Source organism: Streptosporangium sp. OZ121 (genome assembly GCF_051918885.1).
GTDB lineage: Bacteria > Actinomycetota > Actinomycetes > Streptosporangiales > Streptosporangiaceae > Streptosporangium.
On sequence record NZ_JBPXMC010000025.1, the window covers coordinates 38,159 to 56,815 of the forward strand.

At 71.3% G+C, this 18,657-nt stretch carries 20 protein-coding genes and 1 pseudogene; 8 read left to right on the forward strand and 13 right to left on the reverse strand.

Going from position 1 to position 18,657, the window contains the following annotated elements; genetic code table 11:
• Nucleotides 1-30 precede the first annotated feature (30 nt).
• Complete coding sequence (locus tag ACTOQ1_RS32600; RefSeq protein WP_440071811.1) at nt 31-1,311, forward strand: DivIVA domain-containing protein; 1,281 nt, start codon at nt 31-33, stop codon at nt 1,309-1,311.
• A gap of 180 nt (nt 1,312-1,491) precedes the next feature.
• Here ACTOQ1_RS32600 and ACTOQ1_RS32605 read toward each other — a convergent pair whose 3' ends face one another.
• The 3 genes from ACTOQ1_RS32605 to ACTOQ1_RS32615 form a co-directional block, all read right to left on the reverse strand.
• Complete coding sequence (locus ACTOQ1_RS32605; RefSeq protein WP_440071812.1) at nt 1,492-2,283, reverse strand: alpha/beta fold hydrolase; 792 nt, start codon at nt 2,281-2,283, stop codon at nt 1,492-1,494.
• A gap of 147 nt (nt 2,284-2,430) precedes the next feature.
• The gene (locus ACTOQ1_RS32610; protein ID WP_440071813.1) at nt 2,431-3,144 is read right to left on the reverse strand and encodes an alpha/beta hydrolase; all 714 of its coding nucleotides are present in this window, start codon (nt 3,142-3,144) and stop codon (nt 2,431-2,433) included.
• 76 nt (nt 3,145-3,220) lie between these two features.
• Nucleotides 3,221-3,541 (reverse strand): ATP/GTP-binding protein, encoded by a 321-nt coding sequence (locus ACTOQ1_RS32615; RefSeq protein WP_440071814.1) that lies wholly within the window; start codon nt 3,539-3,541, stop codon nt 3,221-3,223.
• A 287-nt stretch (nt 3,542-3,828) separates the two neighbouring features.
• Between ACTOQ1_RS32615 and ACTOQ1_RS32620 the strand changes: the two genes are divergently transcribed.
• The 5 genes from ACTOQ1_RS32620 to nucS all read left to right on the forward strand — a co-directional run bounded on the left by ACTOQ1_RS32620 (nt 3,829) and on the right by nucS (nt 7,551).
• A complete protein-coding gene (locus ACTOQ1_RS32620) occupies nt 3,829-4,269 on the forward strand; it encodes a hypothetical protein (RefSeq protein WP_440071815.1) in 441 nt (146 codons plus the stop codon).
• Nucleotides 4,270-4,271: 2 nt separating this feature from the next.
• On the forward strand, nt 4,272-4,721 hold the full coding sequence (locus tag ACTOQ1_RS32625; protein ID WP_440071816.1) for a winged helix-turn-helix domain-containing protein: 450 nt from the start codon (nt 4,272-4,274) through the stop codon (nt 4,719-4,721).
• Nucleotides 4,718-5,596 (forward strand): ABC transporter ATP-binding protein, encoded by an 879-nt coding sequence (locus tag ACTOQ1_RS32630; RefSeq protein WP_440071817.1) that lies wholly within the window; start codon nt 4,718-4,720, stop codon nt 5,594-5,596. Before ACTOQ1_RS32625 ends, ACTOQ1_RS32630 begins: the two co-directional genes overlap by 4 nt.
• On the forward strand, nt 5,593-6,747 hold the full coding sequence (locus ACTOQ1_RS32635; RefSeq protein WP_440071818.1) for an ABC transporter permease: 1,155 nt from the start codon (nt 5,593-5,595) through the stop codon (nt 6,745-6,747). Before ACTOQ1_RS32630 ends, ACTOQ1_RS32635 begins: the two co-directional genes overlap by 4 nt.
• 144 nt (nt 6,748-6,891) lie before the next feature.
• Nucleotides 6,892-7,551, forward strand: a complete 660-nt coding sequence (gene nucS / locus ACTOQ1_RS32640) for an endonuclease NucS (RefSeq protein ID WP_440071819.1) — start codon at nt 6,892-6,894, stop codon at nt 7,549-7,551.
• Nucleotides 7,552-7,685: 134 nt separating this feature from the next.
• On the opposite strand, the gene ACTOQ1_RS32645 is transcribed toward nucS, so the two are convergent.
• The 4 genes and pseudogenes from ACTOQ1_RS32645 to ACTOQ1_RS32660 all read right to left on the reverse strand — a co-directional run.
• Nucleotides 7,686-8,075: a glutaredoxin domain-containing protein gene (locus ACTOQ1_RS32645; protein WP_440071820.1), complete on the reverse strand. Its 390-nt coding sequence runs from the start codon at nt 8,073-8,075 to the stop codon at nt 7,686-7,688.
• A 188-nt stretch (nt 8,076-8,263) separates the two neighbouring features.
• Nucleotides 8,264-8,581, reverse strand: coding sequence for a DUF397 domain-containing protein (locus ACTOQ1_RS32650; RefSeq protein WP_440071821.1), 318 nt, complete (start codon nt 8,579-8,581; stop codon nt 8,264-8,266).
• A 23-nt stretch (nt 8,582-8,604) separates the two neighbouring features.
• Nucleotides 8,605-9,180, reverse strand: coding sequence for a DUF5753 domain-containing protein (locus tag ACTOQ1_RS32655; RefSeq protein ID WP_440071822.1), 576 nt, complete (start codon nt 9,178-9,180; stop codon nt 8,605-8,607).
• A gap of 69 nt (nt 9,181-9,249) precedes the next feature.
• Nucleotides 9,250-9,510 (reverse strand): annotated as a pseudogene (locus tag ACTOQ1_RS32660) (helix-turn-helix domain-containing protein); the annotation flags it as partial.
• Between the two features lie 214 nt (nt 9,511-9,724).
• Here ACTOQ1_RS32660 and ACTOQ1_RS32665 point away from each other — a divergent pair.
• Both ACTOQ1_RS32665 and ACTOQ1_RS32670 read left to right on the forward strand, forming a co-directional pair.
• Nucleotides 9,725-9,940 (forward strand): hypothetical protein, encoded by a 216-nt coding sequence (locus tag ACTOQ1_RS32665; protein ID WP_440071823.1) that lies wholly within the window; start codon nt 9,725-9,727, stop codon nt 9,938-9,940.
• A 296-nt stretch (nt 9,941-10,236) separates the two neighbouring features.
• Nucleotides 10,237-10,842, forward strand: coding sequence for a TetR/AcrR family transcriptional regulator (locus ACTOQ1_RS32670; protein ID WP_440071824.1), 606 nt, complete (start codon nt 10,237-10,239; stop codon nt 10,840-10,842).
• Between the two features lie 91 nt (nt 10,843-10,933).
• Here ACTOQ1_RS32670 and ACTOQ1_RS32675 read toward each other — a convergent pair whose 3' ends face one another.
• From ACTOQ1_RS32675 to ACTOQ1_RS32700, 6 genes are all read right to left on the reverse strand, one after another.
• Nucleotides 10,934-11,251 (reverse strand): STAS domain-containing protein, encoded by a 318-nt coding sequence (locus tag ACTOQ1_RS32675; protein ID WP_440071825.1) that lies wholly within the window; start codon nt 11,249-11,251, stop codon nt 10,934-10,936.
• Between the two features lie 194 nt (nt 11,252-11,445).
• Complete coding sequence (locus tag ACTOQ1_RS32680) at nt 11,446-12,039, reverse strand: response regulator (RefSeq protein ID WP_440071826.1); 594 nt, start codon at nt 12,037-12,039, stop codon at nt 11,446-11,448.
• A gap of 67 nt (nt 12,040-12,106) precedes the next feature.
• Nucleotides 12,107-13,237, reverse strand: coding sequence for a sensor histidine kinase (locus tag ACTOQ1_RS32685; RefSeq protein WP_440071827.1), 1,131 nt, complete (start codon nt 13,235-13,237; stop codon nt 12,107-12,109).
• 139 nt (nt 13,238-13,376) lie between these two features.
• Entirely contained in the window at nt 13,377-14,174 is a 798-nt protein-coding gene (locus ACTOQ1_RS32690) for an ABC transporter permease (RefSeq protein WP_440071883.1), read from the reverse strand.
• A gap of 2 nt (nt 14,175-14,176) precedes the next feature.
• Nucleotides 14,177-15,349 (reverse strand): ABC transporter ATP-binding protein, encoded by a 1,173-nt coding sequence (locus tag ACTOQ1_RS32695; RefSeq protein ID WP_440071828.1) that lies wholly within the window; start codon nt 15,347-15,349, stop codon nt 14,177-14,179.
• Nucleotides 15,350-15,444: 95 nt separating this feature from the next.
• A complete protein-coding gene (locus ACTOQ1_RS32700) occupies nt 15,445-18,627 on the reverse strand; it encodes a S41 family peptidase (protein WP_440071829.1) in 3,183 nt (1,060 codons plus the stop codon).
• Between the last annotated feature and the right edge of the window lie 30 nt (nt 18,628-18,657).

The following is an 18,657-nucleotide window of genomic DNA, read 5'->3' on the forward strand; positions in this document are numbered from 1 at the left end:
GCCGTCTCGACAACCCAGGATCGAGCCTCCATGCAGTCCGACATCGACGCCCAGCTCAACAACTTCTTTGAAGACGCCCCCGCTCGGGAATTCGACGTGGTGCTCCGTGGCTATGACCGGCACCAGGTCCACGACCACCTGAAGCAGCTCGACGGCGAGCTCCGGCAGTCCCGGGAGCAGGTTCAGGGCCTGCAGCGGGAGCTGTCCGACTCCCAGCGCCAGCTTCAGGAGCAGGAGCGCCCGACCTACTCCGGGCTCGGCGCCCGCATCGAGCAACTGCTCCGCCTGGCGGAGGAGCAGGCGACCGAGCTGGTCCAGGCGGCCAGGTCAGAGGCGAACGAGATCAAGGCGGCGTCCAAGGTCGAGGCCGCCGATCTGCGCGCCGCCGCCGAGAACGAGGCGGCCGAGAAGCGCGCCCTCGCCACCCGCGAGGTGGACGAGATGCGCACCAGCGCGGAGCGCGAGGCCGAGGAGATCCGCTCGACGGCCCGCCGCGAGGCCGACGAGCTGACCGCCACCACCGAGCGCGAGGTCTCCAAGCTGCGCGCCACCGCCGACCACGAGGTGGCGGAGAAGCGCGCCGACTCCGAGCGTGAGATCGCCAAGCTGCGCACCACCACCGAGCGCGAGGTGGCCCAGCTGCGCGCCTCGACCAAGCGCGAGCGCGACGAGGTCCTCACCACCGCCAAGCGCCAGGCCGACGAGATGCGCGCCCAGGCCCAGCGGGTGCTCGAGGAGTCCGAGGCCAAGCGGGCCCAGGACGAGGCGGAGTTCGAGATCCAGCTCGCCGCCAGGCGCGAGGAGGCCGAGCGCCAGGAGGCCGAGCGCCACGCCAACGCGCAGGCCGCGGCCCAGCAGCTGACGGCCACCGCCGAGCAGCGGGCGGCCACCGCCGAGCAGCGGGCAACCAAGGCCACGCAGCAGGCCGAGCAGACCCGCCGCGAGGCCGACACGCACGCCAAGCAGCTGCTGGCCAACGCGCGCAAGAACGCCGACCAGGTCGTCTCCGAGGCCAAGGCGAGCGCCGAGTCCATCGTCTCCGAGGCGAAGGCCGAGTCCGAGCGCAGCCGCTCGGTCGCCCAGCGCCAGGTCGACGAGCTGACCCGTCAGCGCGACAGCATCACCAGCCACCTCGCGCAGCTGCGCCAGCTGCTCGGTGGCGCGCCGCTCCCGGCCGCCGAGCCGGAGCCCGCGATCGCCGCGGCACCGCCGAAGCCGGCCATCCCCGCCGCCAACGGCGCCGAGAAGCCGGTTCCCGCGCCCGCCAGGGCCGAGACGAAGGACGACGACGCGGAGTGGTGGCAGGAATAGGCGACCGCTGACTCCGGGGCGTTGGCGACGGCTACCAGAGAGCCTGGCGACCTTCACGGTCGTCAGGCTCTCTTCCTGTGTCGCCCTTCCCGTCCCGCCCCCGCCCCGCCAGGCCGTCCAGGCCTGTGGCACCGCCACGGCGCGGCGATCGCGCCGCTCATCCGCGAGGTGGCGATCCCCTCATCCGCGAGGTGACGATCCCCCGGCGAGCTCGGCGACGAAGCCGGACACCGCCCGGTTGAACGCCTCGGGCTGCTCGACCGCGCTGAGGTGACCGGCCTTCTCGATCACGGCGAGCCGCCCGTCGGGCACGGCCTCGACCATCGCCCCCGCCTCGGCGGGCGGGGCGAGCTCGTCCTCCTCACCCACGATCACCAGGACGGGCGTCTTGAGCGCCCGCAGCGTGTCGAAGGAGTCGGGGCGGCCCGCCATGGCCCGCTGCGCCCAGGCGACGGCCGTCGGCGGGGCCGACTGGACCAGCCCGCGCACCCGGCCGAACACCATCGCCCTGCGCCGCACGGTGGTCTGCCCGACCAACCCGGGAAGCACCTCCCGCAGCAGGACGGACGTGCCCTCCTCCAGCACCGCGGCGGCGATCCGCTCGCGGTTGGACCTGGCGGCCTCCGGGTCGGCCCCCGCCTTGGTGTCGGCGAGGATCACCCCCAGCAGCCGGTCGGGGTGGCGGCGGCACAGGGCCATCGTCACATAGCCGCCCATGGACAGCCCGCCGACCACCGCGCGGTCCACGCCCTCGCGGTCCAGCAGGCGTACGACGTCGTCGGCCATCACGTCGAGGGAGGGCTCGTCCTCGCCCAGCACCGAGCCGCCGAAACCGCGCAGGTCGGGGGTGATGACCTTGCAGACCGTGGACAGCCCCTCCCGCTGGGCCAGCCACATGGCCGACGAGAGGGGGAACGCGTGAAGGAGGACGACCGGAAGCCCCTCTCCCGCCGACCGTGTGTACAGCTGCACGCCGTCCACCGTATTCCCGGGGTCCCCTCCTGGCACCCCCGGTTCCACAACCGTTTATGACGTTGTGGTAACTCCGCCGTCAACGAACGGGACCCGCCCGGCGATACGCGACGAAGATCCCGTGAGAGGTCCGAACCGGACAGGCTCCTAGGCCTCCGGGACCTCGGTGGGCAGGGGGTGGGCGGCCGGGTTCACCCGCAGGACGATCCGGTCGAGGACGATGCGCACGTAAGGCTCGCCGACCCACAGGTGCTTGGCGTCGTCCACCCCGACGACCTCGGCCTGGGGCACCCTGGCGAAGCGCTCGCGAGCCTGCTCGGGACGCAGGTAGTCGTCGAACTCCGGGACCATCGCGGTCAGCGGCCGGCCGAACTCCGCCCACGCGTCGAGGTCGGCGTCGGTGGCCCGGTGCAGCGGCGGGGAGAGCAGGATCGCGCCCTCCACCAGCGGGTCGCGGCCCCACTTGAGCGCCAGCTCGGTGCCGAAGGACCAGCCGAGCAGCCAGACCCGGGGCAGGTCGTGGAAGTCGGCGTACTCCAGGGCGGCGGCGACGTCCAGGCGCTCGTCCTCGCCCCCGCCGAAGGCGCCCTGGGAGGTGCCGCGCTCCGAGGTGGTGCCGCGCGTGTTGAAGCGCAGGACGGCCAGGTCGGCGAGGGCGGGCAGCCGGTTGGCCGCCTTCTTGTAGACGTGGCTGTCCATCATGCCGCCGTGGGTGGGCAGCGGGTGCAGGCAGACCAGCGTGGCCACCGGGGGCCGGTCGGCGGGAAGGGCCAGCTCGCCGACGAGCGTCAGGCCGTCGCCGGTGTGCAGCTCGATCGGCTCCCTGCGCGCGGGCAGCACCGTAGAGGCCCGAATCTCCATGTCTCTCCTCGAATCCGCTTCGGCCGGCCGACGTCAGCGCCGGTCGTGGCCAGTCGTGCCGGTCGTGGCCGGCCGGTCAGTATCTGCTTCGGCCGGGACCGCGCCTGACCCGGTTGCGCCAGCACGCGGTGTGCCAGTGCCTGCGCTCGTCCTCCCCACCCTGCCAGGCGGGCCAGCTGACCAGGTGCGGCAGGCCGGGCCTGATCTCCTGGTCGCAGCCGGGGCAGCGGTAGACCTTGTCCGCCGCGCCGCCGGTGACCCGGCGCACCTGCCAGTCGCCGTCGGGCCACTCCTCGGTGCGGTCGAGGCCGGGCACGAAGCCGCCGACGGGACGGGAGTGCCCCCGGTTGCCACCTCGGTCGAAGGGGTCGGCACGGCGGGCCTTGCGGGGGCTCACGGCAGGTCTCGGATGCTCCGGACCCACGCGGCGCCGAGGTCGTCCGTCCCGGTCCTCTCGGGCGTCCCGGTCACCTCGACCGCCTCAAAAGTGCTCGTCATCGCTCTCCCACCCTGCCCGCCGGGTCCGCCCCACATGGCGGACCGCCCTTTCCGGCATCGCAACAGTCTCCCAGAGAGGTACCGACTACCCCAAAAGCCGGTCGGGTGACAGATGAGCAGACAGAAACTACTTGAACCGGAGTTGAGTAGTAATTACCATTTGAGAATGTGAGCGGAGGAGGAGACGTGAAGGACGAGATGACACCGGAAGAGGCCCTGCGGCGGATCGCCGAGGTCGACCGGCGCGCCCGGCGCCCGGCGCGCGTCGTCGGCCTGCTCTACGGGGTCGTCGGCCTGGGCACGATCGTCTACTGGCCCGTCATGTTCCTCGGCCCCGCCTGGTCACAGGTCACGGCCGGGGTGGCGTGGATCGTGCTGACCGTCCTGTTCGTCGGATACCTCGGCGGCATGAGGGTCCAGGACCCGAAGGTCACCTGGGCCAACAAGTCGAACGGCCCCGTGACGATCTCGTACGTCGTCCTGACCCTGATCGTGTTCGTGTTCGGCGCGTTCTTCCGTCCCGACGACCCGGGCGGCGGCTGGAGCGCGGCGCTGATCGCGCTGTCGCTCTGCGCGGGCGTCCCGCCCCTCTACGCGGCGTGGCGCGTGCTACCGGCGGGGCGGTGAGCGTGGCGAACGACACGAACGGCGACACGAACGGCGCGAACGGCACGGAAAGGGCGGGCCGCACGCGTCGTACGGGCGGCGGCGCGGGCCGGGCGGCGCGCGACGCGGGGAGCACGGGAGGCGGCACGGGAAGCGCCGGGGGTGGCACGGGCTCGCACCCCCGGCACGACCTCGACGACGTCATCCACGCACCCGTCCGGCTGTCGATCATGGCCGCCCTCTCGGCCACCGACAAGGCCGAGTTCCGTTTCCTGCGCGACACGATCGAGATCAGCGACTCGCTGCTCTCCAAGCACGTCATCACCCTGGAGGAGGCCGGCTACGTGCACGTGGAGAAGGCCTTCGTGGGTAAGCGTCCACGCACCTGGCTGGCCATGACCGACGAGGGCCGCCGGGCGTTCCATGACTACGTCTCAGTGTTGAGGCGCCTCACCGAGGGATCCCCCCAATGATCGAGATAGACGACCTGCACAAACGGTACGGCGACAAGGTCGCCCTGGACGGTGTGACGTTCTCCGTGAAACCGGGCGAGATGTTCGGCTTCGTCGGAGCGAACGGCGCGGGCAAGACCACCACGATGCGCATCCTGATGGGCGTGCTGACCGCCGACTCCGGCTCGGTGCGCCGCGACGGCAAGGCCCTGACGTTCGACGACCGGCGCCGGTTCGGCTACATGCCGGAGGAGCGCGGTCTCTACCAGAAGATGAGGGTCGCCGAGCAGGTCGAGTACTTCGGCAGGCTCAGCGGACTGACCCCGAGCGGGGCCAGGAAGGCCACCGCCGACCTGCTCGAACGGCTCTCGCTCACCGAGCGCGCCAACGACGCGGTGGACGCGCTCTCCCTGGGCAACCAGCAGCGCGTGCAGCTCGCGGTGGCGCTGGTGCACGATCCCGAGGCGCTCATCCTGGACGAGCCCTTCTCCGGGCTGGACCCGCTCGCCGTCGACGCGCTGGCCGAGGTGCTCGCCGAGCGGCGCGCCGCGGGCGTGCCGGTGCTCTTCTCCAGCCACCAGCTGGACCTCGTCGAGCGGCTCTGCGACTCGGTCGGCATCGTCTCCGCCGGCCGCGTGGTGGCCAGCGGCACGGTCGAGGACCTGCGCGAGCGGGAGGGACGCGGCCGGCTCAGGGTGGTCGTCAGGAACGCCTCCCCCGGCTGGGCCTCGTCCCTGCCGGGAGAGGTCACCGAGAAGGGCGACGAGGTCCTCGTCGCGGGCGTCGACGGCGACGGCCAGGAGATCCTGCACCTCGCGGTCAAGGCCGGACGGGTCGAGCACTTCGGCTGGCAGCGCCCCACGCTCACCGAGATCTTCAGGGAGGCCGTCGCATGAGCGGACTGTGGCTGGTCGCGCGGCGGGAGATCGTCACACGCGGCCGTACGAAGGCGTTCGTCATCGGCCTCGTGGTCAGCGCCGTCCTGGTCGCGGCCCTGGCGTTCCTGCCCAGGCTCTTCTCCGGGCCCGACTCCTACACCGTGGGACTCACCGGAGCGCAGTCGCAGGCACTGGGGCCGGCCCTGACCGCCGCGGCCAAGGACGTGAAGCTCACCGTCAGGGAGTTCCCCGACGAGACCTCCGCGAGCGGTGCGGTCACCGCGGGCGACGTGGACGCCGCCGTGGTGGACGGCCGCAGGGTGCTCGCCGACGGCGAGGTGGACCGCGAGCTCGGCCTGCTGCTGGAGACCGCGAACCAGACCGCCCAGACCCAGCGGCAGCTGTCCGAGGCGGGCCTCGACCCGGCCAAGGTGGCCGCCGCCATGCGGGTCGCCCCGCTGGAGCAGGTCTCGGTCGGCGCCGACGCCCGCTACGCGGACGTGCGGGTGGGCATCGCGTCCCTGCTGGTCATGGTGCTGTTCTTCCTGCTCATCTACTCCTCCATGTACGTCGCCATGGGCGTGGTCGAGGAGAAGGGCAGCCGGATCGTGGAGATCCTGCTCACCTCGGTCCGCCCCTGGCAGCTGCTCGGCGGCAAGATCGTGGGACTGGGCGCGCTCGCGCTGGCCAACATGGTCGTGATCATCGTGGCCGGTCTCGGCGCGGCGGCGGCGACCGGCCTCGCGGCCGACCTGCCCCCGGGCATGACGGGCATCGTGGTCAGCGCCCTGTTCTGGTTCGTCCTCGGGTACGCCTTCTTCGCAGCGATGGCGGCGGCGCTCGGGTCGCTGGTGTCCAGGCAGGAGGACGCCAACAGCGTCCTGACCCCGATGACGATGCTCATGATGGTCACCTACCTGGTCGCCTACTTCGCGGCGGTCCAGCCGAACAGCGCGGTGGCCAGGATCCTGTCGCTGGTGCCGCCGTTCTCCTCGATGGTCATGCCGGTCAGGATGGCCGGAGGCGAGGTGTTCGCCTGGGAGATCGCCGTGGCGGCGGTCCTGATGCTCCTGGCGACGGCGGGCACCCTCGTCCTCGGCGCCCGCATCTACAGCCGCGCGGTCCTGCGTACCGGCGCCCGCGTGAAGCTCTCCGAGGCGATGCGCTGACCCCGCGGCCCTCCCTCTCGACGGACGTGACTCCCCGAGCCGTACGGCCGGGGAGTCCGTCTTCGTTCACCGGGCCGCCAGGTCATCAGGCCGTCCGCCCGGATCACGGGGATCCGGGCCCCGTCCGGCCGATAGGGTTCGGTCATGCGTCTGGTCATAGCGCGGTGCAGCGTGGATTACGTCGGGAAGCTCACCGCCCATCTCCCGATGGCGCCCCGGCTCATCCTCATCAAGGCCGACAGCAGCGTCTCCATCCACGCCGACGACCGGGCCTTCAAGCCGCTCAACTGGATGAACCCGCCGTGCAAGCTCCGCGAGGAGGAGGGCACCTGGACGGTGACCCACGGCAAGACCGGCGAGAAGCTCGTCCTCACCATGGAGGAGATCATCCACGACACCAGCCACGAGCTGGGCGTGGACCCGGGCCTGATCAAGGACGGCGTCGAGGCCCACCTGCAGGAGCTGCTCGCCGAGCACATCACCACCCTGGGCGCGGGCTGGACGCTCGTCCGCCGCGAGTACATGACGGCCATCGGCCCCGTCGACATCCTCTGCCGCGACCACACGGGCGCTTCCGTCGCCGTGGAGCTCAAGCGCCGCGCGGGCATCGACGCCGTGGAGCAGCTCACCCGCTACCTGGAGCTGATGAACCGCGATCCCCTGCTCGCCCCGGTCGGCGGCGTCCTGGCCGCCCAGAGCATCGTGCCCCAGGCCAAGACCCTCGCCGAGGACCGCGGCATCCGCTGCGTCACCCTCGACTACGACGAGCTGCGCGGCATCGAGCGCAACGACACCCTGTTCTGAGTTCGACGCGTTCCGAGTTCGACGCGTTCTGAGTTCGACGCCCGACGCACCGACGGCCGGTCTTCCGGCGGGGATCGCCACGATGCGATCCCGTGGGAATCGCCGCCCCGGGACCGGGCGGCACGCCTGCTCCGTCAGTCACGCTCCCCGGCCGGCCTCCCGTTGCCGGGTGCCAGGTGCGGGGCGTGCGTCCTGACCGCTTCGAGCAGCCGGGCCTTCGACGGGTTCACCATCGCCTTCCCGGCCACGGTCACGATAGGTACGGTCTCGTTCCCGTCCGCGACCGAGCGGACGAACGCCGCCGCCTCGGGATCTCTCCAGATGTTGACCTCGCTGTAGCGCAGCCGCGTGAAGCGCAGGCGCGTGCGCAACCTCATGCAGTACGTGCAACCGGGGCGCCAGTAGACGACCACTCCCTCGTGGTCCGCGTTCTCGTACGACGTCGTCCGGCCTCGGCGAGGCAGGTTCGTGGCGACGAGCAACGCGATGGCGAGAACAAGGAGCGCGAAGGACATCGGGGACATGGAGGAAGTATCTCAAGCCGCTCGTGACCTGACGGCGTGGGCCTCACCGACCTCGCCGGTCTCACCGCCCCGGCGCTCCGCGCGAACCAGGCTCGGGCCGTGTCTCCCGGGGTGCCGCCCCGGACCCCGGGAGACACGGCCCCTCGCGCTCCCCGGTCTTTCTGCGGTTCCCCTGACAACAGTCCCCGTTACACCGGTTCCCCCGACAACGGGAAACCCGCCGATCGTGCGACGGGGACGGAGGCCCCGGCCCGGACGCCGCCAGGACCCAGACAAGATCCATGGAACGAAGTCCGACAACCGTCACGGCGTACCGAACTCGCCGTCCAGCACTCCGCGGGCGTGAAGACCAGGGCGGGGCCGTTCGGGTTCTTGCTGTCGCGGACGGCGATGACACCGGGCAGGTTCCGTGCCACCTCGACGCAGGCGCCACCCTGACTGTTGCTGCGCGCGCTCTTGCGCCACTCGGCGCCCGACAGGTCAACAGGCTGATCATTGAAAGACATTCCCGCGTCCCTTCTCCAGGCGGTCACCGCTCAATCTCGGCCGCGATTTTCGCGATAAGCGTTCTCGAAGCCTCTACAGGCAGTGCGGCGGCGCGCAAATGGTCAAACATCAGTGCATATCGCCCGACTTCGGGCGTCTTCTCCAAATACAGGGTGCCGGTGGTGTACTCGATGTACACCACATCAGGGTCGTCCGACCCGAAACCCAGCACGTGGAACGGGCTGTCCATGGCGGCATGCGCGCCGATCGAGAACGGAAGGACCTGCAGCGTCACGCTGCGCAGGTCACTGGCCGCGACCAGCCGCAGGAGCTGCTCCCGCACCGTCTCCGGCCCGCCCACCATACGGCGGATGGCCGCCTCGTTGACGACCGCCCACAGGTGCGGCGCTTCGGGACTCGTGAGGAGCTGCTGCCGAGCCAGGCGGACGGCTATCCGCTGCTCGATGTCCTCGTCTTCAGCGCCGATCAGCCCGGCCCGGTATACCGCGCGGATGTAGCTCTCCGTCTGAAGCAGGCCGGGCACGAACTCGACCTCGTACACCCGCAAAAACGTCGCCTCGGACTCCAGCCCCACGTACGCCTCGAACCAGTCGGGCACCGCCTCGCCGTACGTGTGCCACCACCCACGCTGCCGCGCCTCACGGGCGAGTGTCAGAAGCCGGTCGGATTCCGGTGCCCGCACGTCGTAGACGGCGATCAGCGCGCGGACGTCGCTCGGCTGGATCGCGCGGCGGCCCGTCTCGAAGCGGCTGAGTTTCGTGGCGTGCCAGTCGATCTCGGCCGCGACCCGGTCGATCGTCAGCCCGCGTTCCTCACGGAGGCGGCTCAGCTCGGAGGCGAGCCGACGGCGGCGGTCGGCACGAGAAACGCCGTCGGACGCGCCGCCACCAGAGGAATCCGGACGGTCGACCTCACGATGCGACGACAGAACCGCCTAGAGCTCTGCGCACACCCCGGCGCCGCTTTCCTCGCGCGCATGCATGTACGCCGGACACCGATCGGCTGGGAACGGCAGGACCTGCTGGACACCGCCGAGCTGATCGCCTCCGAGCTGGTCACGAACGCCATCAAGGCGACGGGCGACATCACCGTCTCCCACGAGAAGGCCACGCTCTCGCCCGGCCTGGTGACGATCCGACCGGGTGGCCGTGGTCGCCGGGGGGATCGTGGCCGAGGGCGAGCCCAAGACCCTGGCGAGCTGGTCAGAGGCGGGCGAACGCCGCTCCCTGGAGACGGACACGCCGACCAGGGCGGTCCTGGAGCTGACCGGCCGCTTCGGCGGCGAGGTCCCCGAACCGGTCGTGACCCGTCCCATCCTGGAGGACGTCTACCTCCGCCTCATCGAGACCCCCGCCTGATCGTCTCCCGTACGAGCGCCGACCGACCCCCCGCGGTGATCAGCCATATGACCGGCGGGACCGGGTTTTCCCGCTCCGGCCGGAATGGACCTCAGCTCGTTCGCGCGAACGGCAGGACCTTGACCGACTACTCAGACTTGTCACCTTCTTGCACCAAGGATGTAAGCAATAACACAACAACCCTTCCGCAAAAAGGATCTTGCACCCATAATGGTTGATTCCGGGGGCCAGAACCATGAGGTGGAAGTGATAAAGCGAGTATCTGTCAACCTCGCACTGACCTGCGGGAGCTTGACATGAATGGACGGTCCTACCGGGGAATGTCGGCGGAGGAGCGGCTGGCGGAACGCCGGGAGCGCCTCGTCTCCGCGGCGTACACCCTTTACGCCGACCCCGGATTCCCGGAAACGACGATCGAGAGATTGTGCGCCGCGGCACGCATCTCCAATCGCGCCTTCTACGAGTGTTTCTCGGGTCGCGAGGAGCTGATGCAGACCGTGTACGACCGGTGCGTGCGCGAGACGCTGGAGGAGATGTCGAAGGCCATCGACCAGGCCCCCGACACCCTGGCCTCCCGGGTCGAGACAGGGGTCACCAGCTACATCAACTTCGTCACCGGCGACCGGCGCCGCGCGCGGATCATGCATCTGGAGGTGCGCCGGGCGGGCGACTGCCTCACCACCTCCAGGCAGTCGGCCGTCTCGGCCTTCATCAAAACGATCGAGTCGAACGTCGCCGACCTGCCGGAGGCCACGAAGGCCAACCAGCGCCTCCTCGCGCTGGGCATGATCGGAGCGGTCCAGGAACTGCTCATCGAGTGGGTCCTGGCCGACGACCCGCCTCCGGTCGGCAACCTGATCGACACCGCCACGCACATCTTCCACAGGTCCTTCGTGACCTGACGCCGGCGGGAGACCCGGACGGGCCCGCCGGGCCCGTCCCACGATATGTTCCGGCGCCGCCGTCGCCCCCGAGCTCCGGCGGCCGTCCGGATCAGGCCACCGCGGCCACGGGAAGCTCGACGGTGAGGACCCGGTTGAGCCGGGTCACCGCCAGCACCCGCATGACCCTCGGCGGCACCCCCCTCAGGATGAGCCGGCGTTCCGCGCCCACAGCGCGGCGATGCGTGCCCACCAGCACCCCGAGACCGGTGGCATCGATCATTTCCAGCCTGGAAAGATCTACGATCAGATCGCCGTGCCCGGAGTCGACCGCCTCGTGCAGCCGCGGGCGCACTCGGGCGACGGTTCCGACGTCGAGACGATTCCCGACGCCGACCACTTGTGCCCGGGAGTTACCAGGGACGCGCATGCCTCCTCCTCACGCCTGGCCGCCGAGGAGCAACGGCCCGGCACAACGGCGGTGCGTCGCCACGGCCACCCGGTCACGCACCGCGTTCATAAGATGTCAAAGCGTACAAGAAGGTGCGAACCTCCCTCGCTCCCGGCATCGACCTTCTGGCAAACATGTGGGTTCCTTGCCCGAATCAAGCGAGAAAACGCGGTTTAAAGCCAACCTTTTTGTTGAGCCGACCGGATCGCGGTGATCCGGTTGGTCGCGCCCAGTTTGGTGATGGCGCTGGACAGGTAGTTGCGCACGGTGCCCTGGGTGAGGTGGAGCGCGGCGGCGATCTCGGCGACCGAGGCTCCCTGAGCTGCCAGCTCCAGGGCGCCGCGCTCGCGTTCGGTGAGGGGGCTCTCCCCCGCCATCATCGCCGAGGCGGCCATCTCCGGATCGAGGTAGCGCCCGCCCGCGTGAACCTTGCGGATCGCCGTCGCCAGCTCGTCGGCGGAGGCGTCCTTGGGGATGAAGCCGCGCACCCCGGCCGCGAGTGCCCGCCTCAGGTGTCCCGGCCTGCCGAAGCTGGTCAGTATCAGCACCGCATGGCCCGGCAGCGTCTCGGCGACGCTCAGCCCGTCCATCCCCGGCATCTCGATGTCCAGCACGACCACGTCGGGCCGGTGCTCCAGCACGGCCGCCGCCACCAGGTCTCCCCTGGCCACCTCGGCCACCACCTCGACGTCCGGCTCCAGGTCGAGCAGGGTGGCGATCGCCTTCCTGATCAGGTGCTCGTCGTCGGCCAGCAGTACCCGGATCACCGTGCCACCCCCACAGGATCGCTCGCCCCGGCCGGAGGGCCCGGCACCGCGGTCATCGTCTGGACCCTCATTCTCCCCCCAGCGGAACCGTCGCCCGCAGCCTGAACTCCCCGGGGCCCCCGGGGCCCGCCGTGACGGTTCCGCCGATGGCGGCGACCCGCTCCGACAACCCGACGAGGCCGGTACCGCCTCGGCCCTCCACCCCTTCCACCCCGTCGTTCGTCATCGTCAGCACGACGCTTCCGTCGCGGACGGTCATCACCGTACGACACTCGGTCGCGGAACTGTGCCGCAGCACGTTGGTGGTTCCCTCCCTGACCACCCAGGCCAGCAGGGTGGCCACCCCCTCGGGTACCTGGTCGCGCGGCATCTGCAGCGTGCAGCGGATGCCGCCCGCCTCCAGCACCGCGGTCATCGCGCGCAGCTCTGCGGCGAGGTCGACCGTGCGGTAGCCGCGCACCGCCGTGCGGATCTCCTTGAGCGTCTGCCGCGCCAGGATCCGCACCTCGTCCATCTCCCCCGCCGCCCGCGCGGCGTCCACCCCCGACAGCTTGGCGGCCACCTCGCTCTTGACGGCGATCGCGGAGAGGCTGTGGCCGACCAGGTCGTGCAGGTCGCGGGAGAAGCGCAGCCGCTCCTCGGTGACGGCCAGCCGGGCCTGCGCCTCCTTGCCCTCCTCCGCCACCCTCACCACCTGCCAGAACCGGAGCTGGAGCCGGTTGGCCCACGGCGCCGTCGCGGACACCCCGATGTAGGCGCCGAGGACGGGAAGGACTCCATCCCGGTGCGGCGACAGGAATATGTCGGCGAACCCGGGACCGGGATCGACGCTCGGAGACGCGAGAAGCAGGCTGACGGCGATCGCCGCGGCGGTGACGGCGATCGCGGCGGACCTGCCCAGCAGCAGCACGGCACCCGACGCCCAGGCCGGGCCGAGCAGTCCCCAGGACCAGGGGTGGCCGTCCTGGGTCAGCAGGAGGATCACCGCGACCACGGCCGAGGCGGCGATCTCGCCTCTCGCGCCGGTCCCGGCCACGGCCGCCTGGAGGATTCGCACGTACAGAACGCTGAAGACCAGCAGGCCCGGCACCCCGACCGCCAGCAGCGAGAGCCGGGACTGCCCGTCCGGGTCCCCCAGCGTGCTGAGAGGGCCGACCCAGGCCAGAACGAGGCCCAGGGTCAGGGAGAACACGGTCATCCGGCGGAGCCCCTGGACGGGGGATCGCTGCTTCCTCCGGGTAAGCACGCGGGAAAACCGGGAAAGCACGGAGGGGATGAGGCGCGCGAGGCGCCTCATCCCTTTTCGAGCAGTATCAGCTGACATGTCGTGATGAAGGCTAACCGTGCCGGGGTTCCCAGCGGAACAGCCACCGGGCCAGCACCCCGGCCACCGCGATCCAGACCAGCAGGATCGCGAAGGAGGGCAGCGCGGCAGCCCACTGCCCGCCCATGCTCAGCGCCGCCCCGCCCCCGGAGACGTGGTCCCCGCCCAGGAAGGCGGTGCGTGCGATCTCCACGACCGGGGTCGCGGGGAGCAGGGCGGAGACGTCGCCCAGCACGCCGGGCAGCGTGTCGGCGGGGAACGCGATCGGGGCGCCGACCAGCACGAGCAGGAGCACCGGCAGCACCGTGATCTGGGCGAGCTCCGCGTTGGGCGTGAGGCCCGAGAAGGCGGCGGCGAGCAGGCAGAACAGCGCGACCCCCAGGACGGCGACGGTCACGAGCATCGGCACGTTGGCCACCGTGACCCCCTCGGACCGCTGCATCCAGACGGCCAGGAGTGCCACCTGGGCGAGATAGAGCACGAGCGCCCCGAGGGCACTGCCGGCGAGGATCGCCGGGCCCGACGGCTGGCCGGCGCGCAGCCGCTTGAGCACCAGTTCCTCGCGCCGGGCGGTGAAGGAGTTCACCAGGTTGACGAAGACCGCGAACACCAGGATCAACCCGGGCAGCCCGGCCAGGACGAACAGTTTCCCGGCCACGCCGTCGATCTTCTCGGTTCCGACGGCCTGGGTGTAGACCCAGGCCATCAGGAGCGGCAGCAGGAGCACGTTGAACAGGACCGTGGTGTTCCTGCTCACCAGGGTCAGGTCGATCCTCGCGAGCCTCATCGCGTGCAGCACGTCGGTTCTCATGGTCACTCGCCCTTTCTCGCCGGTCCTGCCGCCATCGGCCCTTCGCCGGCCTCCCGGGCCGCTCCATCCGCTCCGGCCACTCCGGTCGCTCCGGTCGCTCCGGCTTTCTCCCCGTCCACCGACATCTCCCCGGCCACGCGCATGAAGGCGTCCTCCAGGGTCCCCCGGCGGACGGCCAGCCGCTCCAGGGTCTCGCCACGCGCGTCGGCCCAGGCCAGGAGCTGCCGTACCGCCGTGTGCGCGCGGGCCTCGGCCCGTGCTCCGTTCAGAATGTAGGCGACCTCCGTGTCGCCCCTGTCGCCGCCGTAGGTCAGCACCGGGGCCACGCCGTCCAGCGAGGGAAGGTCACCGAAGGCCCAGGAGATGCCGGGAAGGCGGAAGGAGATCCGGTCGCCCGACCCGGCCACCACCTCCTCGACGGTGCCCTGAAGGTGGATCCGGCCCTCGTGCATGATCGCCAGCCGGTTGGCGAGGTGCTCGGCCTCCTCCAGGTAGTGGGTGGTGAGCAGCACCGTGGTGCCGCCCGCCCGCAGGTCCTCGATCACCTTCCAGGTGGCACGGCGCGCCTCGGGGTCCATGCCGGTGCTCGGCTCGTCCAGGAAGAGCACCTCCGGCCGGGAGATCACCGCCAGCGCGAGGTCGAGCCTGCGCCGCTGGCCGCCGGAGAGCTGCCGCACCCTGGTCCTGGCCTTCCTGCCCAGCCCCGCCGCCTCCAGGGCGTCCATGGTCCGCGGATCCGTGCCCCTGTGCCGGCCGAGGAAGGAGGACGCCCCGGAGGGACGGGCGGGGGTGTCCCCGCGGCCCGCGTCCCGGCTCAGCCCCTCCCACAGGCCGACGGTCTCGGCGACCGTGAGGTCACCGAGGAAACCCCCTTCCTGCAGCATGATCCCCACGCGGGGCCGCAGTCGTCGCCGCTGCCCGACCGGGTCGAGCCCGAGCACGCGGACACTGCCGCCGGTGGGGGCACGGAAACCCTCCAGGACCTCCACGGTGGTGGTCTTGCCGGCGCCGTTCGTGCCCAGCAGGGCGAACAGCTCGCCCCTCGGGACCGTGAAGGAGACGCCGCGCACCGCCTCGAAATCGCCGTACGCCTGCCGGAGCCCGCCGACCTCGATCACGTTGTCGAGGCCGGCGGTCGCGGCGCCGGCCGGATCCGTCGCCTGTGGTGTTCTCATGGGGACAATCGTCGTCGCCCCGCGTTTGACCAGGTAGTCGCCGATATCACCGGAAAGGCAGTGATCTCTAATGTGTTCCGGATGACAAATGTCAACTACGGGCGGGGCGGCAGCGCGGGACGCCGGCGGGACGGCCGGGTGGCGGGGTCGGGCGGGGTCGCCGCCGGACGCTCGGCCAGCGCGGCCAGCGCGAGCCGTACCGCCTCCTCGATCTGCGGGTCCCTGTCCTCCGCCCAGTCGCCGGGGGCGATGTCGACCTCGACGTCCGGATCGACGCCGTAGTTCTCCACGCCCCAGCCCAGCTCCTCGAACCAGAAGGAGTACTTGGGCACGGTGATGCGCGAGCCGTCGACCAGGCGGTGGGCGTCCTCGATGCCGATGACGCCTCCCCAGGTCCGGGTGCCCACCACGGGCCCGAGCTTGTGGATCTTGAAGGCCGCGGTGACGATGTCGCCGTCGGATCCGGCGTTCTGGTCGGTGATCGCGACCAGCGGGCCGCGCGGCGCGTCCTCGGGGTAGGTGATCGGCGTCATGCCCCGGGGCAGGTCCCAGGCGATGACCCGGCGGATCAGCTTCTCGATGACCAGCTCGGAGGTGTGGCCGCCCCGGTTCCCCCGTACGTCCACCACCAGCCCCTCGAAGGTCATCTCCCTGCGCAGGTCGCGGTGGAACTGTGCCCAGCCCTCGGCCACCATGTCCGGGATGTGCAGGTAGCCGAGGCGTCCGCCGCCGAACTCCCTGACGCGCGCCCGGTTCCCGGCCACCCAGTGCTGGTAGCGCAGGCGCCGGTCGTCGCGGAGCGGCGTGACGACCACCCGACGGCCACCGTCCAGGGTGAGCTCGACCGGCTTGTCGGCGGCGCCGACCAGCAACCGCGCGGGCCCCTCGGGCGGCACCGGGCGGCCGTCGACCGCGAGCAGCGCCTCCCCCGGCTGCACGCTCGCCCCCGGCCCGGCCAGCGGCGAGCGGGCGTGCACGTCGGAGGACTCGGCGGGCAGCACCCGGTCCACCCGCCAGCGGCCGTCGTCGCCCCTGGAGAGGTCGGCGCCGAGCAGCCCGACCGGCTCGGAGGCCGGATGGCCCCAGGGAGCGGCGTCGACGTAGGCGTGCGAGCTGCCCAGCTCGCCCGCGACCTCCCAGAGCAGGTCGGCGAAGTCGTCGGCGGTGGCGACCCGGTCCACCAGCGGCCGGTACTCCTCCAGCACGGCCTCCCACTCGACGTCGGCCATGTCCTCGACCCAGAAGTCGGCGCGCATCCGGCGGCCCAGCTGGGCGTAGGCGTGCCGCCGCAGCGCCCGGGGGTCGGCGGTGATCCGGATCCTGGACAGGTCAACGGTCGTGTCGTCGCCGTTCTTGCCCCCCTGCTTTCCCCCGGCCGGGCGGACCGTGAGCGTGTTCTTGTCGCTGACGACGAGCTGCGTACCGTCACCGCTCACCCGGTACCAGTCGAGCTTGTCGACCACTTCCTCCCACTTGCGCTTGACCAGGTCGTAGCGGTCCAGCGCCGGACGGGGCGCCTCGCCCCCCACCTCGTCCCTGTCCTCGCCGAGCTCCCCGGCCAGCGGCTCCCGCAGCCAGACGAACCCGCCCTTGACCGCCCGCAGGTCCGAGTAGCGGCCCTCGGGCACCGGCACCTGCACGACCCTGGTGGCGATGCCCTCCAGGTCCACGGTGATCGCGCCGTCGTCCTTCTTGCCGTCGTCGTCGCCGGATCCCGGGCCCGAGCCCGCGTCGGCGGCCCGCCCCGCGGAGCTGGGCGCGAACGGGGACGGCGTGGACGCGGACAGCGGCACCAGGTAGGGCCGGTAGCCGAAGGGGAAGGACATGTCGAAGGAGTGCGCGTCGTAGACCGGGTCGAAGCCGCGTCGCGACAGGAACGCCAGATAGTCCCCCGCGAACGCGGGTGAGATGTCCACGAACCGGCCGTCGGTGACGTCGGTCACGCTGCGGTCCGCCACCCTGGCCAGCCTGATCCTGCGCAGCTGCGGGCCGTCCGGGTGCGACCAGGCCAGCCAGGCCGAGTCGGACGACCAGGTGAGGCCGTTGATCTCCCCGTCTGCCCTGGACAGCTCCACGGCCTCGCCCGAGGCCACGTCGACCAAGAGCAGCCGCCCGTTCCTGCTGGTCACCGCGATCGTGTTCCCGTCGGGCGCGACGGCGAGGTCCCCGACCTCGCCCAGCGCGCCCACGGCGATCCTGCGGCTCTCCCCGCCCCCCGCCGGGGCGATCTCCAGTCCCTGCGTCTCGCCGTCGTCGAAGACCCACACCACGCGGTCGTCACCGAGGATGCGGGGCCGCCCCGCCGACAGACCGTCGCTGAGCTGCCGCGCCGGGCCGTCCCGGTGGGTCACCCAGTGCACCGATCCCTGGACCTCCACCGCGCTGGCCCGCCCGGTCGCGTCCACGGCCAGGTCGTGCAGCCGCCTGCTCGCGTTGACCTGGTACGGTTGCCGCCCGCGCAGCGGGGAGCCCAGGGTGACGTCGAGCTTGCGGGCCTCGGCGTCGAGACCTTCCAGGAGATAGAGGTCTCCGGCGTTCTGGTAGACGATCCGGGTCCCGTCGGTGGTGGCGTGCCGGGCGTAGAAGACGTCGTGGTCGGTGTGGCGGCGCAGGCCGCCGCCGTCCGGCTCGCAGGAGTAGAGGTTGCCGACGCCCTCGTGGTCGGAGACGAAGACGAGCCGCCCCCCGACGAGCATCGGGTTGGCGAGGTGGCCGTTGAGGTCGGCCAGGATCCGGGTGAAGTCACCGTCACCGCGCCGCACCCACAGCCGGCCCGCCGTACCGCCCCGGTAGCGCTTCCAGGTCGCCGGATCGCGGGGAAGCCCCCCGGTGAGCAGCGCCACTGCGTCTTCCGGGTCCCCCGCGACCGACAGGTCGTTGACCGGGCCGTACGGCAACCGCTCGACGCGTCCCTCCCCGAGCACGTAGGCCCAGGTCTGCGAGACGAACGGCCGGCCGGTCGCGCTGATCGCGAGAATCCCGCCGTCCGGCGTCCAGCCGCGGGTACGGGTCCGCGCGTCTCCCCAGTAGGTCAGCCGCTCCGCCGAACCGGATTCCAGATCCGCCAGGTGAATCTCGGGAGCGCCGTCGCGGACGCTGGTCCAGGCGACCTTGGTGCCGTCGGGTGAGAGGCGGGGATGACCCGCGGGAGCCCGGTCCGAGGAGAGGCGCCACGCCCGGCCGCCGTCCGCCGGGGCCGCCCAGACGTCGTCGTCGGCGACGAAGGTCAGCGTCTCGTGGGAGATGTGAGGGAATCGCAGGTAGAAACCAGAAACCATCGACAAATCATATTGTCCACTATCGGGTTG

What these genes read in the sequence shown, in the direction of transcription:
- ACTOQ1_RS32690 (WP_440071883.1), bottom strand. Translation starts at nt 14,174, where the DNA reads ATGAGAACCGACGTGCTGCACGCGATGAGGCTCGCGAGGATCGACCTG.
- nucS (WP_440071819.1), top strand. Translation starts at nt 6,892, where the DNA reads ATGCGTCTGGTCATAGCGCGGTGCAGCGTGGATTACGTCGGGAAGCTC.
- ACTOQ1_RS32685 (WP_440071827.1), bottom strand. Translation starts at nt 13,237, where the DNA reads ATGACCGTGTTCTCCCTGACCCTGGGCCTCGTTCTGGCCTGGGTCGGC.
- ACTOQ1_RS32600 (WP_440071811.1), top strand. Translation starts at nt 31, where the DNA reads ATGCAGTCCGACATCGACGCCCAGCTCAACAACTTCTTTGAAGACGCC.
- ACTOQ1_RS32675 (WP_440071825.1), bottom strand. Translation starts at nt 11,251, where the DNA reads ATGCGCGTCCCTGGTAACTCCCGGGCACAAGTGGTCGGCGTCGGGAAT.
- ACTOQ1_RS32635 (WP_440071818.1), top strand. Translation starts at nt 5,593, where the DNA reads ATGAGCGGACTGTGGCTGGTCGCGCGGCGGGAGATCGTCACACGCGGC.
- ACTOQ1_RS32630 (WP_440071817.1), top strand. Translation starts at nt 4,718, where the DNA reads ATGATCGAGATAGACGACCTGCACAAACGGTACGGCGACAAGGTCGCC.
- ACTOQ1_RS32695 (WP_440071828.1), bottom strand. Translation starts at nt 15,349, where the DNA reads ATGAGAACACCACAGGCGACGGATCCGGCCGGCGCCGCGACCGCCGGC.
- ACTOQ1_RS32700 (WP_440071829.1), bottom strand. Translation starts at nt 18,627, where the DNA reads ATGGTTTCTGGTTTCTACCTGCGATTCCCTCACATCTCCCACGAGACG.
- ACTOQ1_RS32610 (WP_440071813.1), bottom strand. Translation starts at nt 3,144, where the DNA reads ATGGAGATTCGGGCCTCTACGGTGCTGCCCGCGCGCAGGGAGCCGATC.
- ACTOQ1_RS32650 (WP_440071821.1), bottom strand. Translation starts at nt 8,581, where the DNA reads ATGTCTTTCAATGATCAGCCTGTTGACCTGTCGGGCGCCGAGTGGCGC.
- ACTOQ1_RS32670 (WP_440071824.1), top strand. Translation starts at nt 10,237, where the DNA reads ATGAATGGACGGTCCTACCGGGGAATGTCGGCGGAGGAGCGGCTGGCG.
- ACTOQ1_RS32645 (WP_440071820.1), bottom strand. Translation starts at nt 8,075, where the DNA reads ATGTCCCCGATGTCCTTCGCGCTCCTTGTTCTCGCCATCGCGTTGCTC.